The sequence below is a fragment of the Bacillus spongiae genome (genome assembly GCF_037120725.1).
In the GTDB taxonomy this organism is placed as follows: Bacteria; Bacillota; Bacilli; order Bacillales; family Bacillaceae_K; genus Bacillus_CI; species Bacillus_CI spongiae.
This window is the reverse complement of the sequence record NZ_JBBAXC010000007.1, coordinates 201,522-219,093: the sequence shown is the minus strand read 5'-3', so window position 1 is coordinate 219,093 and position 17,572 is coordinate 201,522. Positions and strand designations below refer to the sequence as shown.

Here is a 17,572-nt window from a genome sequence, read left to right as displayed (position 1 = left end):
ATAATGAGCCAATTGATTGGCTTGTTCATTCAGTTCTTCGTAAGTCAGCTGTTGATTTTCATAGACAACAGCAATGGCCTTTGGATGACGGGTGGCTTGTTCCTCAAACAACTGATGGATTAATGCATCCCTTGGATACTCCGCTTTTATTCCATTCCATTGCATCAATAATTGCTTCTGCTCAGTTGGATCTAATAGGCTGACTTTCGAAATTTCTATATTTGGATTATCAAGAATTTCCGTAACAAAGTTCACAAAATAGCTTGCCATTCTCGCAATTGTATTGTGTTCAAAAATATCGCTATTATATTCAAAATTGCAGCATACACTGTTATCCATTTCTTCTTCTACAAACAAGGTTAAATCAAACTTCGAAACATTTTTATCAATGAATATAGGCTCTAAATGTAAGCCGTGCACATTTATTATATTTTTCGCATTCCCTAGCATTGTTGCTTCTTTTTGTCTACTATCCTTTTGAATTACCAAAGATGTCTGAAAAACAGGTGAATAGCTAGAGTGAATGTTTGCTTTCACATCTTCAACCATTAGAGGAAACGGATATTCGCCGTATCTAATGCTACTAAACATTTCCTTCCGTACTGTATCAAAGAAATCCGAAAAAGATATACCCTCTGAAACATGAACACGAATGGGAAGAATATTAACAAAATACCCTGCTGTTGATAGAAACTTTTTATTATTCCTTCCGGATACAGGGGTACCTATAATGAGATCCTCCTGTCCAGAATATCGATATAAAAAGGAAGCATATAGTGACATTAACCCTGCGTAAAGAGTCGTGTTCTTCTCTTTACATAGTTCATATAGCTTATTAACGACTTTATCACTTAGACTAAATGGAAAAAGATTTCCCCTATATGAAGGAACAGGTGGTCGACGGTAATCACTAGGAAGGTCTAGAACTGGCAGTTTACCTGAAAGCTTATTTTTCCATATTGATTTTAATTTCTCCCCTCTTTTACCTGATAATTTATCCTTTTGCCAATCAATAAAGTCAGAATAGTTATTCACATTAGAATCTAAATCAAGATCCTTTCCTTCATTTAATCTATTATAAAAATATCCTATTTCATCTAAAATGATTGAATATGTTCCGCCATCTCCAGCAATATGGTGAAACATAAAGAGAAAGATATATTTATCGCTAGAAATTTCTAGTAATCTAAATCGATAGACGGGCTCTTCTTCTAGTTTAAAAGGTCTATGTGTTTCTTTATCAAGATATTCCCTTATATACGAATGATCGCAATGTTTCATATCAATGAGTTCAAAATCTAGAATAGGTTCACTATATACTTTTTGTACCGGTTCCTTCTCCATGATGAAATTGACTCGCATCATATTATGCCGTTTCGTTACCTCAATTAAGGCTTGTTTAAAGTGAGGAACATTAATTCCAGTGCTGATATTCCAAGCAGCTCGTTCATTATATAATGAACTTTCTGGGGTCATACAATAGTGAGTATAAAAGGATTTTTGACCCTCAGATAATGGTGATGTCTGAACATAGTTTTTCTTGATCAATCTTTAACCCTCCTTGATTCGGTTGTGTATCAAAGTGTTACATTCTTTCCTAAGTATGTGTAAATCTTATTAAGTTTTTTAAAATAGACTTTCAAGAGGAATCCTGTTCCCTATAGTTTGTGTATTAGAATAGATTGTGTTTGCCTTTGGCTGCAAGACCTTTTAGTTGTTATGATCAGCTCAGTCCATTCTCTAAAAAAGTTATGGGACGTTTTTTCTTCCTATAAAATTTTATAAATGCTACATCTTCATCTTTGTTGTCGAACTTAATCGTTAGGATATAACCATTGAATGAAACAAATTGGAGGAAGAAACAATTGCTCTTTTTGATTATTTTTCGTAAAATCTGCCGGTAAAGTCTTTTCTTTTATTTCTCCATGTAAATTTAAATAGTAGTTTACCTTTTTAGAAAAATAGATTATTTTATCAATTGGATCTACCATATTTTTGGGTGAATAATATCCAATTCCTAAACCGGAAGTAATTTTATTTTGCTCCTGGTGAATCATAATGTTTCTCAGTACATCTTTCTCCAAACCGCTGCAATAATGGAAGATTTCCTTGTCATAGTCCAATTTATATAGGCCCGTTTGCTCAAACCCATTTATAACAAACGGCTTTAGAACTAAAATTATTGGATAAAATTCTCCTTCACTTTTTGAATCTAGTTCATAAGACACTTCATATAAAACTTGAGCCAGTGTGTTTTTATGAATTAAGCTATTATTTATTATTTGCTTCTCAAGATTATGCTTTCGAATAGAACACGACACACTATGTGAGCTTGATAGTACAAATGCCTCTTGATCAAAATGGTTTGGAGGATATTTACTCAAATGTCGTATCATTTGATTATTACTCATTTAATTACTCTCTTGTGGGGTTTCATATGGTCCGGGCTGAGATTCAGTATTTGTTTCTCCACTACTAGCTGATACTTCCCCACCAGTTACCCCAGATAAAACCGTTAAAATAACCACTAACATCATTACTATTTTTTTCATTAAATCTCCACTCCCTTTTAAGTTGTTTTCTGTAATTTAAAGATAATGGAATTACCTTGTTTATAAAAAGTAGTAAAATTTCGTCTTTTTTTTTCCCATTCAATGCTATTTTTTCTACTAAAATTTAATAAGCAGACCCGAAATATAATCTGCTCGAACGCTACATAACACTACTAGTATTGAGTTTCATGTAAGAAAACTACGATACCAAAAGGCTTTATAATAAATAACTTCTACGAAATCAAATGAACAAGTACTAAAAATAATTAGATAAAAAGTTAAACTACTTTCACCGAAATAGCAGGCGTAGATATAAAAACGTATTAAGAAATTGAGTTAAACTTTTTCATTTACAAAGGAATCGTAACGGAAAGTGTGAGACCAACCATTGGAAAACAGTTGATTGAGTGAGGATTAGGTGAGGTAATATAAGGGCTCTATCACATAGAAGCTAAATAACTTTAAGATAAACTGAGGTTTGATTTATTCATGAAGTTCACCAACATGAAAAGCAGCAAAGGTATAAAGCGCTTGGCTGCTTTTGTTTATTTATCTACTCTCAGAGACGTTTCAAAAACTCTTGGTAGTTTTTTAATATCATTTTATTTAGACCATATTGATTCACCCAAATAGTTGTAGGAATCACCGATATTCCTCGTTCCTCCATCATAAATGACGAAAACAAGGTTGTACTGCTAGGTTAGATATTATCTTACAGTTAAGATAATCATTTCTGGCTAATGGTGATTCCATTTAGATTGATTTCTTATTCTAATTACATCCCTGTTTAGAGTAATAATATCAGTCTATCCAAGTCATTGAGATTCCTACATGGACCTTAATATTTTTGCACCAGAACCGGAATAAATACCAATCTATGAATGTAATCTTAAATAAACCTAAAATTTAATCTATTTTTAACTTTATTGAAAAATCATTATGGTAAAGTAGATATTCATAACGTTACGTTATATTGTTATTTTGGTTAATCACATGGAAAAATGCAGCTAAATAAAACGTTCATAGAGAGATGATCATAATGATGAAACTAAAAGAATGGTTAATTGACATAGTGGAACTTATTGTATTAATAGTAGTTTTATCAAGCTTTCATTATATAGAGGGCTATATTATTTCAAGAGTTACAATCTTAATATTTATTATTTCTCAACTTATCATGCATAACTATATTAATAAAATGAGAAAAGTAAGCTTTTTAATTTATACAATAATAGTACTTATTATTATAGCGGTAGGGTTTTATAAGGATTTTAATAGTATCCTTGACACTTTTTTTGGCTTAGTCTTTGTATTGTTTTTATTAATTACTAAATACAAAAAAAATCAAAATACAAAGTCAAATTAATTCAAAAACTGGATTTCTTTTTGGATACTGAATGTATCATGAAAATGGTAGAGTAAAACGAAAGTATGTACTAGAGCATTAAAAAATATAGGAGTAGAGCTAGAATAAATTTATCCCTTATTTTCTTGATAAGGGATTTTTTCATTCCAACATCCTCTATAAAAATCTAATTTCCTTTTACGGGTTCTATGAAACAAAAAAACGCAGTGGGCGATCAGAATAAAGTGCTATAGATTTATCCCTCTTTTTAATATTTGGTTATGTTAAAGTAAATGTTGATGAAAATAACCTAAGTTGGAGCAAGAATTAGATAGACAATGTTGAGTTGAATAAGGCTGACATGGCAAATGATTATTATGAGTCCATTGCTTAACACTTTAAAAAGGAGATTTAGAATGATAGAGATTAAACGAGAAACAAGATTTGTTGATAAACTCAGAGGGTATAAAGTGATGATAGATGAGAAAGAGGTTGGGACAATTAAATCGGGAGAAACTTTTGACTACCCTATAAAGCAAGGCTTACATACACTATATCTACAAATTGACTGGTGTAGAAGTAATAAAATTGAATTTGAAATCAAAGATAATGAATTTCTGAGATTTGAGTGTGGTGGATTAAATGGCTCCAAAGCTCTCGCTAGCTTATGGTATATAACTTTTAAAAGGAATAATTATTTATGGATTAAACAGATTTATTCTTAAACAACTAGTCCGCTTCAATTACTTGTAGAATATCTATTCAACAAAAGGAATATTATAATCATACAAAAATAAGCTATCCACATTTAAGTAGATAGCTTATTCCTAGAATGAAAGGTTAGTCATTTGATTCTGCAAAAGAGGTTTTCCATGATTTTTGCTGCTTTTCTTAAAGAATCTCCTTCACACATACATCCATTTTTCAAATACTTTTCAAGCTATGAAAGCCGCTTTAGCTTTTACTACTTCATTCACACAAAAAGAGTCCTGCTTGCTTAATCAGGAATTAGTTTAATTTTTTCATAGATTTCCTCTTCATATTTTAATGTATTTTTGTAGAAATCAGCTGCTTTTTTGTACGCCTTTTTATCGTAAAAATGCTCTCCTAATTCTTGTGATATTTGTTTTACTAGAGTATATTGGTTAGACTGTTTTGCTACATTTAACGTTTTTGTCATTTCTTTTTCATAAAGCTGGTCATTCCCATTTAGTTTATAAACTGAGACTTTTAATAAAGTTAATAAAATAAAATCATGACTTAAATTATACTCTTTTGATAAATGGATTGCGGTTTGTAAATTTTCATTTACCATATTCCATTCCTTTAGTTCAATGTATATCTCAATCATCCTTCTTAATGCATGAATATTTTCTTGTTCAAAATGAATGTCATGATTAATCTGGATACTTTTTTTATAATGATAAATAGCTAATTTTAAATCCTTATTCTTTGCATGTATTCTTCCTAAATTATAATTAATCATCGCGATATACTTCATATATTTTGAGTTGTCTTGTTCATTAATAATCGATAATGCCTCATGTAAATGATTGGACGACTTTTCCAAATCATTAATTAATTGAAATTGAACCCCTAGAGTAATTAATACGATGATAATATTTTCTTTATCTTTATATTTATTAAAAATTTGATAAGCCTTATTTGAATAATATAAACTGACCTCTGTATTTGTAAGCAACCTTTGCTTCACAAGACTTATATTATAATATAATTTAGCCGCCTCTATTCCATTATGATCTGCGATTAATTTTTCTGATTTCAAATAATAATTATTTGCTTGCAAATAGTCTTGCAAAGAATAAAATAAATTTCCACAAGCAAGATAATAATAGTAATAATCCTCTTTATAAAGATTATCAACATTATCGGGGATTAATTTATTTGATAAATGATATACTGTTTTTGCTTCTTCAACATTTAAACTTTTAGTATAGAACCTTAACAATACTCCAAATATTTTAAGATAAACTTCCGTTGGATGCATTTCTAAGATTTGAATGTGTAGATAAGAAAGATCATCCTCTATTAATTCTTCTTTTTCTTTATAATGATGAATAATTTCTAAAATTCTTTTCTCAATATTTGATGGATTGGCGTAATATAAATCTTCTAAATCTACGCCTAAACGATTTGATATTTTATTTAAAAATGTAGCAGAAGGATTTATTTGACCGTTTTCTATACGACTTAAATAGGTTATTGAACAAATGTCCTTTACCAAATTTTTTTGAGTTAAACGCTTATGTATACGTAGTTGTCTAATTCTTTCCCCTACTTCCATAAATAAATCTCCTTTTGTTATTATTAATTTTGATAATTCTGAATAAAAAGGCATCAGTAGTATTTTACCAAATAAAAGAAGATAATAATAATACAACTTCATTATTCATGGGGGGATTTGGCACTATATTCATGAAATAGATATATTAATATAGGTTACCTCTATTAATTTTATAATGTGAGCCCTAGGTATTCTGACTCATTTAACCCTACGTTTTGTATAGAATGGGAAATCTCTAAATTCCCCTCGCTTCTATAATGGGGAATGATTCTTTCCTTCTTACAGAAAAACTAACCCTCTTCTTCAAAAAAATAAAAGCTACTATTGTTAGCTCCACACCTAGTGAACGTCTCCATATGTTCTAGACTTAGTTGAATATTTCCGAAGTCATTTTATCTTTCCATACAAAAATATCTTAATAAAAAAATACCCTATGTTGTCGAATTAGGTCTAACAGACACAACTTAAATGATCATTATTCAAAACTCTTTATCTAATAAAAATAATATTATTTTTATAAAATGAAATTGTTTCAGTTATTTTGGCTTACTTCTCCTTAGCAGAGGCCACACCTGAAAGGTACAAACTTATTCTCAGAAGCACAAAAAATACCCCTCTCAGTTAAGAGAAGGGTTCAAAGAGGTTAACTTTCGGAATATTTTTAGTATAGCCATTTAGTTAGAATCTAATACAAAATGTATTTTATTTTGGTAATGTAAAGGTTGCTGATTTTCCTTTGAATAAGTCTTTCCCGTCCTCACCTGTAAACGGTCCAAACTCCATATCAATTTTCTTATATAATTCAAATTCGTCTTTTCTAAAAAGGAATACATGAAGTTTTTCCCCTTTTTCACCAGGAGCAATCGATTCTAGTTCACGTGGCTCCACCATTCCTTCACTTAAAACGATTGCTCTATTTTCATCGACATTAAGCTTAGTGCCAAGACCACTAAGTCTTAAAGATTCATTGGATTGATTGTCGATATTTAATTTGACAGTTAAGGCTACAATTCCATTATCTCCAAAATTTTCAAAACGTGGTTTACTTACTTCTGAAGGTTCAATTTCAGTGTATTGCACAGTATCTACTTGAATTTCTACCTTATCAATATTCTTTGTATCCTTGATTCCTGTCTCTTCAAAAATCATTTCCTTATCAGCCATATTATCTGTTGTTAAACGATCTTGTAAAAAGTTTGACGTTGTTTGATTACCTGTTTCATTGTCTTCAAAAACAAAAATAAAAGCATCTGAATGCTGATGATTACTATTTTTGAACTGATCATTGTCGGCAACTCCACCTTCAATGATATATTTCGGAGAAACCGTTTTTAATTTTTCAAATTCTTCATTAGTTAAGATAAAGGTCATTAATCCGGTAACAGTTTCACCTGCTTCAAATAAACTGATTTGATCTTTGTTCTCCTTAATTTTAGCTATTTGTTGATCTTCGGGCACGAGTTTTCTTCCGTTATTTTGAATATAATCTAAGTTACTGCTTAATTGTATTTTATGAAAATTTGTATAATACATTGGTTTATCTGTAGTATTATTAATCGTTACCTTTGTTGTAATAACATAGCCCTCTGTTTGATCATCGAAAGCAATATTATAATCTGTATTCATGTCCGTAACTTTTACGATCTGATATTCGTCAACACTCACTTTAAAGCCGTCCAAATCATGAGCATAATTGGGCTCTTTGTTAGTGTAAATTACTTCAACATTACCTTCTGTTTCTTCAGCGATAAATGGGTTTAATTCACCAGTGGTCTCTGTGTTTTCTTCTTCTTTTTCTTCTGCTTTTTCTTCTGCTTTTTCTTCTGCTTTTTCTTCTGCTTTTTCTTCTGTGCTTGTCTCTTCGATTTTTGGCTTCGTTTCTTTTTCCTCTGAAGATGCTTTTTCATCATTTCCACAAGCTGCTAATAATAGGATTGCTGTAGAAAGTAATGTTACTACCTTTGTTTTCCCCATGTTTTCTATCTCTCTTCTTTCTTGAAATACTTGATTATTATACTTGAAAAGAGACAATAAATACCATAATAATAGACAAGTTTGAGAACAACAACACAAAAATAGGACATTATGGGCATTCTTAAATTTACAAAAAATAAGTATTTTTAACTAATTTAGGATTTTTTACTAAAAAATAGATTGAAATAATTGACACATTTTGTAGAACAACGAAAGGTCAAGAAGGAAGAATAATAGATTTGATCCGTACATGTTTTGGAGGAAAAGTTGATAAATTAGAACGTATTGTTATTCCTATAGAACTTCGTAAGTAATGATATAATAGAAGCTGGAAATACTAATTAGCTGTGAAAAGGTCATGTTTCAAAATGTTATATTCATGTACCGAACTCTTTTAAAAAGCTAACTGCCTTATCTGTGGTGGTGAGCTACCTGTTAATCAGCCTTCGATTTCAAGTAATAACTATTGTATGAAAACCGTGACAAAAAAATAAAGAGTCCTAAGACTCCTTAATTAATTTAATAAGATTTGTTCCTTTAGTAAGGGACATATTAGACTTTTTTTTTGCCCAACATTAGCACTTTGTAATGTGCGAGTAAATATTCACTTGGGACTAAGGTGATCGCTACTTCGTTCAATTAAATCCCATAAATTTCCGTATAAATCTTTAAATACAGCAACAGTTCCATAAGGTTGTTCATTTGGTTCGCTTACAAATTCTACACCCTTTACTATCATTTCCTTGTAGTCTCTCCAGAAGTCGTCAGTATGTAGAATTAGAAATACTATTCCTCCAGTCTGATTTCCTATGTAACGCCCTTCTTCTTTAGAAGCTTTCGTCAATAGTAAGGTTGTCCCTACTGACCCTGGGGGAGAAACTACTACCCACCTCTTATCTTGCCCAGGTTGTTCTGTATTCTCTATTAATATAAAATTGAGTTTATTTATATAGAAATCGATTGCTTCATCATAATCTCTCACAACTAAAGCGACGTGTGCAATTGATTGCTGCATTTGATTTCTCACTCCTTATATAGAATAGAATACTCTCATCATTCCCTAAAATCGTTGTTCTATGAATTTTTATGTATTACACTTAATTTCACCTATTGATATTCTTTTTTCTAATCAAACATCCCGCTAACTTACTCATTTTTTACCTTGATTGTATTTAAAGTAAAAATTCATCCAGTAGCATGTGGCATTGTATATTAATAATAAAATACTAACGGGCCAATTATTTACGAATGATTCCATTCCAGATAGAGTGTATTTAAATACTATTCCCCTCCAAACCACATTCTATTAAAAAAATAGCAATTTAATAGCTTCACTTGGAGAAAAAATGAAAGAGTTTACAGTTCTAAGTCAAAAGCCTACAGACAATTTCTCCATACTTCTTCTATTCCAACCCAATTGGTAAATAGTATGATAGATTATCTGTTATCGGATTCCCGACACGAAACCCAATTGCACTCGGTTCACCATTTAACAAAAACGAGCCAATCATGACATGTCCCCTTTGTTTACCTCTTACGGATGGAAAGGTACACATAGGTAACTCAACAAACTTTTGGTATACGGGCGTATACTCCGTATAAGACTTACTTTTGTCTTCAAAAAGAAGTTCTCCGTTCGAGTTGTATATTTCAATGGTATCCCCTTCTCGCCCGAATGCTGGTTTTTTTACATATTTATGACCTTCCTCAACAAACCGATCTTTTTCTAAAAAGGTAGGTAGAAAGTATTCCTCAATCCAAGTATGCTCTTCTTGCGAAAAAAAAGCATTGTTCTCTTCATGCAATCCCCAAATGGCTGCTTGAACGACCTTTGATTGAAGCAAAAAGGCAGAAGGTGGATTCACGATACCAAGCTTTTGGTTTAAAACTAAGTCCAGGAGCATTTCTCCAATCTTCTCACCTCGTTCTCCTCGATCTAAAATAAGTTGTTCAATTGGGAACGTTTGACGATATAACACATCAATCTTTCTACCATTTGGATCATATAATCCTTCTTTATCTATTTGTAGCTTTGATAAAGGCACATAGGTAGATTTAAGGTTAGCCACACTTTGCAAATACATAGACGTATATTGATCCTCTATATTATGTTCATGTGAAGTAAAGACAACATAGGGGTCATTACAGTTCGTGCATGCTTTCATAATAGAGGATGTAACGACCTTTGATAAGATTTCTTCTTCACAATCATTCGGATCAACCACTCTAAATTCTTCACATACTTTTTTATTTACGTAAAATAACTCTTTAATAAATGTTGGTGTGTCCGCATTTAACTCTAGTACTTTATAAGTTCCATCCACTTCAACCAAATCAAGTCTACTAATAACGGTTTCAGCGTTGTTTGTCTGTAGACGTATAAAGGGCAACGTACTTTTTGAAAATCCAAGTTCCAGTAGAGTTTCATCATCTGCATTCCTTAATAAATGTGCTGTTTTATGAAAAATTGTTGACACATATTTTGAAATCATTCGAATTTTTTCCACTTGGGCATGATTAACCATTCTAACATCATATAAGGCATATTCATCTCCATACAAATCCGCCCAAAAATTCGATATACGACTATAAAACTGCTTTCTTTTTTGAATATACTCAGCGTTCATCTTATTCACTGATTTTATCCTCCATAAGAGCCAGAACTACTTCCGAATCCTGAGCTTTTTGAAGTGCTACTTGAGCTACTAATACTGCTTGAGGTTGATTGAGATGTTGAAACTGTGCTTGTATTTTCTTTTTGTTTCTCAGTTGTTGTATCTTTGTTTGAAGCCTTTGCGTCCTTATTTTTTTTTGATGTTGCTGCGCCTATTACAAAGACTGGCTTGCTTTTTTTACGAATGTCAAGAGCTGTGCTGTAAAATCCTTCTTTGTAAAAGTAATGTTCATAATACTCTGATTCATCATCTACACATTCATAGTACTCTTCTTCACTATCCCACTCAAATTCATCACAATAACTGTTCTCAGTTGGTAGAGGTGGGATTTCTTCTTCTTCCACATCACTTGATGTTTCTTCTATCTCTTCAACATCACTAGGTACTTCTTCTGTTTCCTCCACATCACTAGGTGTTTCTTCTATCTCTTCAACATCACTAGGTACTTCTTCTGTTTCCTCCACGTCACTAGGTGTTTCTTCTGTTTTTTTCACAACATCATTCGTATTTTCAACCTCTTCTTTTGAATTTTCCTCTGGAACGTCATTGCCACAACCTGTCATTCCTATAATTAAGGCAGCTGCAGAAAGACCTTTCATCATTTTTTTCGTTTTAGACAACATCATCCCTCTTTCTTTGACATATCCTTCCGAAGTCTCGTTCACGTTAGCCTACAGTTGGAATAGTATCAAGGTCTATTTATAACAATCTAATCTCAACGTATAGGTAGTTCCACTTTATACAACAACAATTTATCACTTGAAAGGCTATTATTGTTTCAATCCAAAGTGTGTGATCATTCATTTCATCAGCACAATGAATGAGTCGCTACCTTACCCTTCAGTATTTCTTTCAGCAGATAAGAACCTTGCCTCCTCATAAATTGAGGTTACACCTGGCTATAATAGTCCTTACTGAATTGGCTAATGCTTAAAGTAGGCCTATTTCCATCCCTCCACTTAGTTAATACGCAGGATAAACCGTTTAGTTTCAATGATTTCAAACCAAGATAGGCTCTTAAGTGGTAACTAGAGTCCCATATTTTTTTAACGTCGATAAAATATATATTTATATAATCTAGTCCCTCTACTAGTATTTATTTCATATATGGAGTTGGTAATAGATACCTCCATGATCCACCTAATTTTAGCACATTTTCCAATGATAGGATTCATAGTTATACTACTATAGGTTTTTATCCAAACTTCTAGTATTATTGTTTTAAGATATGTAAGATATTAAAGTCTCTTGAATTCATTCTATTAATGGTTTAAACAACATTATAGACCTATTTTTATCCATGGTGATATTCACAAAAAAAACACTCCAATTACGTAATTGGAGTGCTTTTTTTGTAGTCATTTCTATTACCCCATGTTCTCTGACAGCTGACTAAGTTCATCAGCACTATTTGCAATAGTTGTAGCGGTTGAACTCACTTCTTCGATAACTGTAGCAATATGGCTTAGTTCAGATTCTAGCTGTGTACTGTCTTCAATGTTATTATGGATCATACTAGCAATCACTTTAAAGAAGTCGTTCATATCATTCATTCGTGAAGCCCCATCAATGGTTACATCAGACACTTTACTTATTGATTCAGCAATAACGTCAATTTGATTATTCATTCCAGAAATTAATTCAGAAACATGAGAAACAGATTTTTTTGTCTCTTCTGCTAACTTTCTAACTTCACTCGCAACAACCGAAAATCCCTTTCCAGCTTCTCCAGCCCGCGCAGCTTCTATTGCTGCATTTAAGGCGAGTAAATTAGTTTGCTCAGCAATATTGTTAACAAGTGTAACAATATTTTTCACTTCATTTGCTGTTTGCTCTAACACACCTACTTCTGTGGAAATATCGACGGTGCTTTTTCTAATATCCTCCATAAGTTGTTTTTGAATGGTAAGGTCTTCTTTTCCTTTATTTGTTTCCTTTTCTGTTTCCGCAGCTACTTCCAATCTTGTTTTAGAAAAGCTTGCAATTTCTCTTGTTTGTGCACTTATTTCTTGAATATATGCACTCGTTTCCTCAGAAGTAGCGGCTAAAGTTTGAGACATATCATAGACCTTTTGACGAAGTGAATGCTTTTGTGCGTCTAATTCTTCCTTAAATCGGTCATTCTCTTGTTGATAGGTTTCAAGAACAATTTGCTGCTCTAAGTTAATAAGCTTTGTCACCGCAATTAAAGCATTAGCAAATTCCTGTTTATCATCAATATGCTGCTCAATGAGAGTCGTGATGGACATTAGTAAGTCTTGAAAGGCGCACATATACCATTTTGGCTGCAAGCCTATTTTTTGATGGACGTACGCAATCTTATGTCTAGCCCTCACATAATTTTCGTCTATCACTCCAGAAAACATTTCGACAATATGAGTCGTTAACGACTTTTTCAAAGCTTCTACAGAGCTATGTTCAGTAATAATATTCGTTAACGTATCCTCTAGCTGCAAATTTTGATAAAATCTTGTTACAATTGAGTCTATATTTTTTTCTACAATAGGTTTTAAAGCTAAACTGTATTGTAAATCACTTTCAGATAGCGATATTAACTTCAATTGCATTAATAGCTGTTCATCTTTAATCTCAATTTTCACATTATCCGTTAGGATCAGTTTAGTTGCATTTTTTGACTTTCTAAAAATATTTTTCATGTTGCCCCCCTATTACTTGGTCATAACATATCCCTTATTTTCTTCTTTTTGTGTATACATATTTTTATCGGCTATTTTTAATAATTGTTCAAGTGAAGCTCCGTCATAAGGGTATTCTGCTAGACCAATTGAAAGGGATACCAACTCTTCAGGGAACGTGGATTGTAATGCACGATCAATCTCCTCATGAAAATGCTCATCCTCACTTGTCGTAATGATAACAAATTCATCCCCTCCCCATCGAGCAACTACGCCTTTATCTTGAAAACAAGCCAACAATACTTTAGCGATTGTTTGCAATACTTCATCACCTTTTTGGTGCCCATAACGATCATTTATTCTTTTAAAATCGTCTAGATCAATTAACTTTATATAAAAAGGAGCCTCTGCTTTTTTTTTCTTTTCAAAAGCCTTCAAAAAATAATAGCGATTATACGCCTTTGTTAAAACATCAATATTTGCTATATAGCGATATTTATCGTAGTAATAAGCCAATAAATAACCTAGAATACAAAGTAAACTAAACGCAATAACAAGGCTAATGTTTATTACTTCAATTGCAAACATACTACTAAAGTCATAATATCTACTTGCGATAAACAATAATATAAAACCTGTTATAAAAAATAGAACTAGCGTACGCCCATGACTTTTCATATATCAAATCACCTATTCCTAAGAATTATTTTTACCGCTAGGATGTAGGATTTTCTTGTTATGGTAAAAAGTTTAACGGAAATGATTCACATTTTTCTACAGAATGTGGCTTCCCTAAGTAGTACCCCTGTCCGAAGTGTACGCCTATTTTCCTTGCACATTCTAGATCTTCTTCTGACTCGATTCCTTCTAACACGATATGGTCCCTTGCTAAAAAATAAACAAGACTTTTTAGAAAATGTTGTTTACGAGCGTGTTTAGATAAATCTTTACCAAAATAACGATCAAGCTTGATAATATTTGGCTCTAATTCAATAACTGAACGAATCGAAGATTGTCCCTTTCCTAAATCGTCCAGCGCTACTAGCGCTCCTATACTTTTTAAATCATGAATACTGTCATTTAATGTTTCAAGATGAGGAATTGCTTCCGCTTCATTAATCTCGAATACCATTCTGTTCATCGGAAATTGTACATCTACAATGGCTTCTTCTAAGAAGGATTTAAAGGAAGGATTGAGCAGCGTAGATGGAAGAATATTGACGGATAACCTTGGATAGATTAATTCATTTCTGTAGTGAAACTTGTACACTCTCATTGCCTCTAACATAGAAGCACAATCAAGTTCAAACAATAGTCCTTTTTTGTCTGCCTCTTGAAATAGTGCAGTAGGGGAAGAAAAATACTCACATCTAATTAAACTTTCGTAACCGGTAATCTCCCCCGTATGAACAATGTGAATGGGTTGAAAGACATGTGTGAATAACCTCTCTTTAACGATTTTCTCAATTGGAACATTCATCATAAGTATCTCTGTCGCTCCTTCTCTTTTTATAAGAATATTCTCTAAATTGAGGGTGAACCACTTATGTGGTTCTGTATCAACTGCCAAATCCATAAAAAATAGCTACCTCAAAAAATGGGCAGCAATAAAAATCGATTCCTTTGAATTTCGCAACTGGCTGGCATTGCTCATAACATAGCGTTAGCCCCTTTAGCTTTGCGTCCTAATTTTTCAATTAGTTTGCCCATTTACATATTCTTTTAGCTAGGGTTATTCTACCATAAATGACAGTGATTGAATACACTTTCAACGATAAATAACCACATATTACTACTATAATTTACATTATTAAATAGCACATTTATTGGAAATAAAAGACAATTAATTTTATTGAAATACCTATCTTTACTATCACTCTATTATTCAAAAATTATTATTAAAAATCCTTTTCATATGTAATGACACCTGAAATCGCTCTTATATAGGACACCCCACCCTTTCAATAGCTAATCATCTTATAGTTTTTATGTGCATTCCTTATACTGGAATATACTCTATTTATTAGAGATTTCCCAAAAAAGATTGACAGTCAATAGCTGACTGGATAGAATGTTTAACAATATACTTTTTAAAGAAAATAATTACTACCTCGTATAACCTTGGAAATATGGTCCAAAAGTTTCTACCAAACTACCGTAAATTGTTTGACTACGAGGAAGAGAGAATATTCCTATGACCTCTCCTTCCTCATACGTCTAGAGAAGGAGAGGTTTTTTATGCAGAAGAAACAACAGCTTACCCAACTCATAAAAGCAGCAAGTAAAGACATACTAGCTGACGTCGTGATTAAGAACGGACAAATCGTAGATGTATTTAATGGTGAATTGCTTACTGGAGACATCGCTATTCATGATGGTATGATCGTTGGCATTGGAGAATATGATGGGAAGACAATCATCGATGCAAAAAATCAGTATATATGCCCGGGCTTCATTGATGCTCATGTGCATATTGAATCTTCATTAATTTCACCCTCTGAATTTGCGAAAGTAGTCCTTCCACATGGTGTCACAGCGATTATCACAGACCCGCATGAGATTGCCAATGTTTCTGGAGTTGAGGGGATACAATATATGGTTAGTAATTCAGAAAATCTTCCATTAGAAATATTTTTTATGCTCCCATCAAGTGTGCCAGCAACGCCGTTTGAACATAATGGTGCGACACTACTGGCAGAAGATCTCAAACCTCTTCTACAGAAAAAGCAAGTACTCGGTTTAGCGGAGGTGATGGATTTTCCTTCCGTTAAATCAGCAGAAAGTTCTATTCTCGATAAGCTTACGATGACATCTCAAATTGATGGTCACGGAGCTGGTTTGGATCGTGATGGTATTAATATTTATCGTGCTGCTGGAATCCAAACTGATCATGAAGCAACAACTATTCAAGAAGCGAAGGAACGTCTGCAAAGAGGAATGCATCTATTAATTCGAGAAGGCTCTGTCGCCAAGGACTTATCAGCTTTACTTAATGTTGTGACACCTCATAACATGTCACGTTGTATGTTTTGTACAGATGACAAGCACTTAGATGACCTTATTACAGAAGGTAGCATCGATCACAATGTGAGGCTTGCTATCCAGCTTGGTTTAGCACCCATCACAGCGGTGACAATGGCCTCCTTCAATGTAGCTCAATGTTATGGCCTTCAGACAAAAGGGGCTGTAGCACCAGGGTTTGAGGCTGATTTAATGTTCGTTGATAACCTTGACTCCTTCAACATCACAAGTGTCTATAAAGCAGGCAAACTTGTAGCATCCGAAGGAAAATATGTTGGAGAATCAATTTCATCAACACCTGCAAAGCATTCATTAACTCATACCGTTCAACTGCCAAACTTAACGACTAAACAATTAGAAATTAAAACCACATCTTCAAAAGCAAATATTATTGAAATTATTCCGAATAGCCTCGTCACAAAAAAAGTGGTGGAAGAAGTTGATGTAGCCAACAATTGCTTTTTACCATCACTTAAAAATGATCAACTTAAGCTAGCTGTTATCGAAAGACATAATGGAACAGGAAATATTGGACTAGGTATTGTCAAAGGGTTTCAACTAAAAGAAGGCGCGATTGCCACCACGATTGCGCATGATTCTCACAACCTAGTGGTCACTGGTACAAATGATGAAGATATCCTTTGTGCTATCTCTGCCCTTGAAAAAATGAACGGTGGATTAGTATTTGTAAAAGACGGTCACGTAATCGCTTCCTTGTCTCTTCCACTTGCAGGGTTGATGTCAGAAGATTCATATCAAAAAGTGAATGAAGAACTTGTTCAGTTAAAGAAAACGTTAATTCAGTCAGGGTTTCAACCTGAGTTTAATCCTTTTTTAACGTTATCCTTTTTAACCCTTCCCGTCATTCCCGAGTTAAAGCTTACGGATAAAGGGCTGTTTGATGTTAAAACGTTTCAACATATTCCCGTTAGCCTATAAAAGACTTCTGTTCATACATTGAATTAGCACATTTATTTATCGTTTAAACGAAAAAGAGGCTGGGACAAAACTAAATGTACCATTCTCAAAACCGAATAATCTCTTATAAAACTAAGAGTTAAAAC

12 protein-coding genes, 2 pseudogenes and 2 riboswitches are annotated in these 17,572 nt (G+C 32.8%); of the genes and pseudogenes, 2 read left to right on the top strand and 12 right to left on the bottom strand.

All coding sequences use genetic code 11. From position 1 onward, the window contains the following. The 3 genes from WAK64_RS10800 to WAK64_RS10790 all read right to left on the bottom strand — a co-directional run. Nucleotides 1-1,548 (bottom strand): condensation domain-containing protein (locus WAK64_RS10800; protein WP_336586980.1); only part of this gene is annotated, 1,548 nt, incomplete at its 3' end. A gap of 266 nt (nucleotides 1,549-1,814) precedes the next feature. Further along, nucleotides 1,815-2,411 (bottom strand): hypothetical protein, encoded by a 597-nt coding sequence (locus WAK64_RS10795; RefSeq protein WP_336586979.1) that lies wholly within the window; start codon nucleotides 2,409-2,411, stop codon nucleotides 1,815-1,817. Next, on the bottom strand, nucleotides 2,412-2,552 hold the full coding sequence (locus WAK64_RS10790; protein ID WP_336586978.1) for a hypothetical protein: 141 nt from the start codon (nucleotides 2,550-2,552) through the stop codon (nucleotides 2,412-2,414). It lies immediately after the preceding gene. Between the two features lie 1,761 nt (nucleotides 2,553-4,313). Here WAK64_RS10790 and WAK64_RS10785 point away from each other — a divergent pair. Beyond that, nucleotides 4,314-4,622 (top strand): hypothetical protein, encoded by a 309-nt coding sequence (locus WAK64_RS10785; RefSeq protein ID WP_336586977.1) that lies wholly within the window; start codon nucleotides 4,314-4,316, stop codon nucleotides 4,620-4,622. A gap of 272 nt (nucleotides 4,623-4,894) precedes the next feature. On the opposite strand, the gene WAK64_RS10780 is transcribed toward WAK64_RS10785, so the two are convergent. The 9 genes and pseudogenes from WAK64_RS10780 to WAK64_RS10745 form a co-directional block, all read right to left on the bottom strand. Beyond that, the gene (locus tag WAK64_RS10780; protein ID WP_336586976.1) at nucleotides 4,895-6,202 is read right to left on the bottom strand and encodes a helix-turn-helix transcriptional regulator; all 1,308 of its coding nucleotides are present in this window, start codon (nucleotides 6,200-6,202) and stop codon (nucleotides 4,895-4,897) included. A gap of 702 nt (nucleotides 6,203-6,904) precedes the next feature. Continuing rightward, entirely contained in the window at nucleotides 6,905-8,176 is a 1,272-nt protein-coding gene (locus tag WAK64_RS10775) for a DUF5068 domain-containing protein (protein WP_336586975.1), read from the bottom strand. A 604-nt stretch (nucleotides 8,177-8,780) separates the two neighbouring features. After that, nucleotides 8,781-9,191 (bottom strand): VOC family protein, encoded by a 411-nt coding sequence (locus WAK64_RS10770; protein ID WP_336586974.1) that lies wholly within the window; start codon nucleotides 9,189-9,191, stop codon nucleotides 8,781-8,783. Between the two features lie 388 nt (nucleotides 9,192-9,579). Beyond that, nucleotides 9,580-10,803 (bottom strand): glutathionylspermidine synthase family protein, encoded by a 1,224-nt coding sequence (locus tag WAK64_RS10765; RefSeq protein ID WP_336586990.1) that lies wholly within the window; start codon nucleotides 10,801-10,803, stop codon nucleotides 9,580-9,582. 14 nt (nucleotides 10,804-10,817) lie between these two features. Next, the gene (locus tag WAK64_RS10760; RefSeq protein ID WP_336586973.1) at nucleotides 10,818-11,516 is read right to left on the bottom strand and encodes a hypothetical protein; all 699 of its coding nucleotides are present in this window, start codon (nucleotides 11,514-11,516) and stop codon (nucleotides 10,818-10,820) included. Between the two features lie 702 nt (nucleotides 11,517-12,218). Next, nucleotides 12,219-12,746 (bottom strand): annotated as a pseudogene (locus WAK64_RS22420) (methyl-accepting chemotaxis protein); the annotation flags it as partial. Between the two features lie 234 nt (nucleotides 12,747-12,980). After that, nucleotides 12,981-13,508: pseudogene (locus WAK64_RS22415) on the bottom strand (protoglobin domain-containing protein); the annotation flags it as partial. 12 nt (nucleotides 13,509-13,520) lie between these two features. After that, nucleotides 13,521-14,165: a GGDEF domain-containing protein gene (locus WAK64_RS10750; RefSeq protein WP_336586971.1), complete on the bottom strand. Its 645-nt coding sequence runs from the start codon at nucleotides 14,163-14,165 to the stop codon at nucleotides 13,521-13,523. Nucleotides 14,166-14,223: 58 nt separating this feature from the next. After that, entirely contained in the window at nucleotides 14,224-15,063 is an 840-nt protein-coding gene (locus tag WAK64_RS10745; RefSeq protein ID WP_336586970.1) for an EAL domain-containing protein, read from the bottom strand. A gap of 52 nt (nucleotides 15,064-15,115) precedes the next feature. After that, nucleotides 15,116-15,204: riboswitch (cyclic di-GMP riboswitch) on the bottom strand. 374 nt (nucleotides 15,205-15,578) lie between these two features. Then, nucleotides 15,579-15,680: riboswitch (purine riboswitch) on the top strand. A 45-nt stretch (nucleotides 15,681-15,725) separates the two neighbouring features. On the opposite strand from WAK64_RS10745, the gene ade reads away from it, so the two are divergent. After that, nucleotides 15,726-17,447 carry an adenine deaminase gene (gene ade, locus WAK64_RS10740; RefSeq protein ID WP_336586969.1) on the top strand — a complete coding sequence of 574 codons (1,722 nt, stop codon included), beginning with the start codon at nucleotides 15,726-15,728 and terminating at the stop codon, nucleotides 17,445-17,447. Nucleotides 17,448-17,572 lie beyond the last annotated feature (125 nt).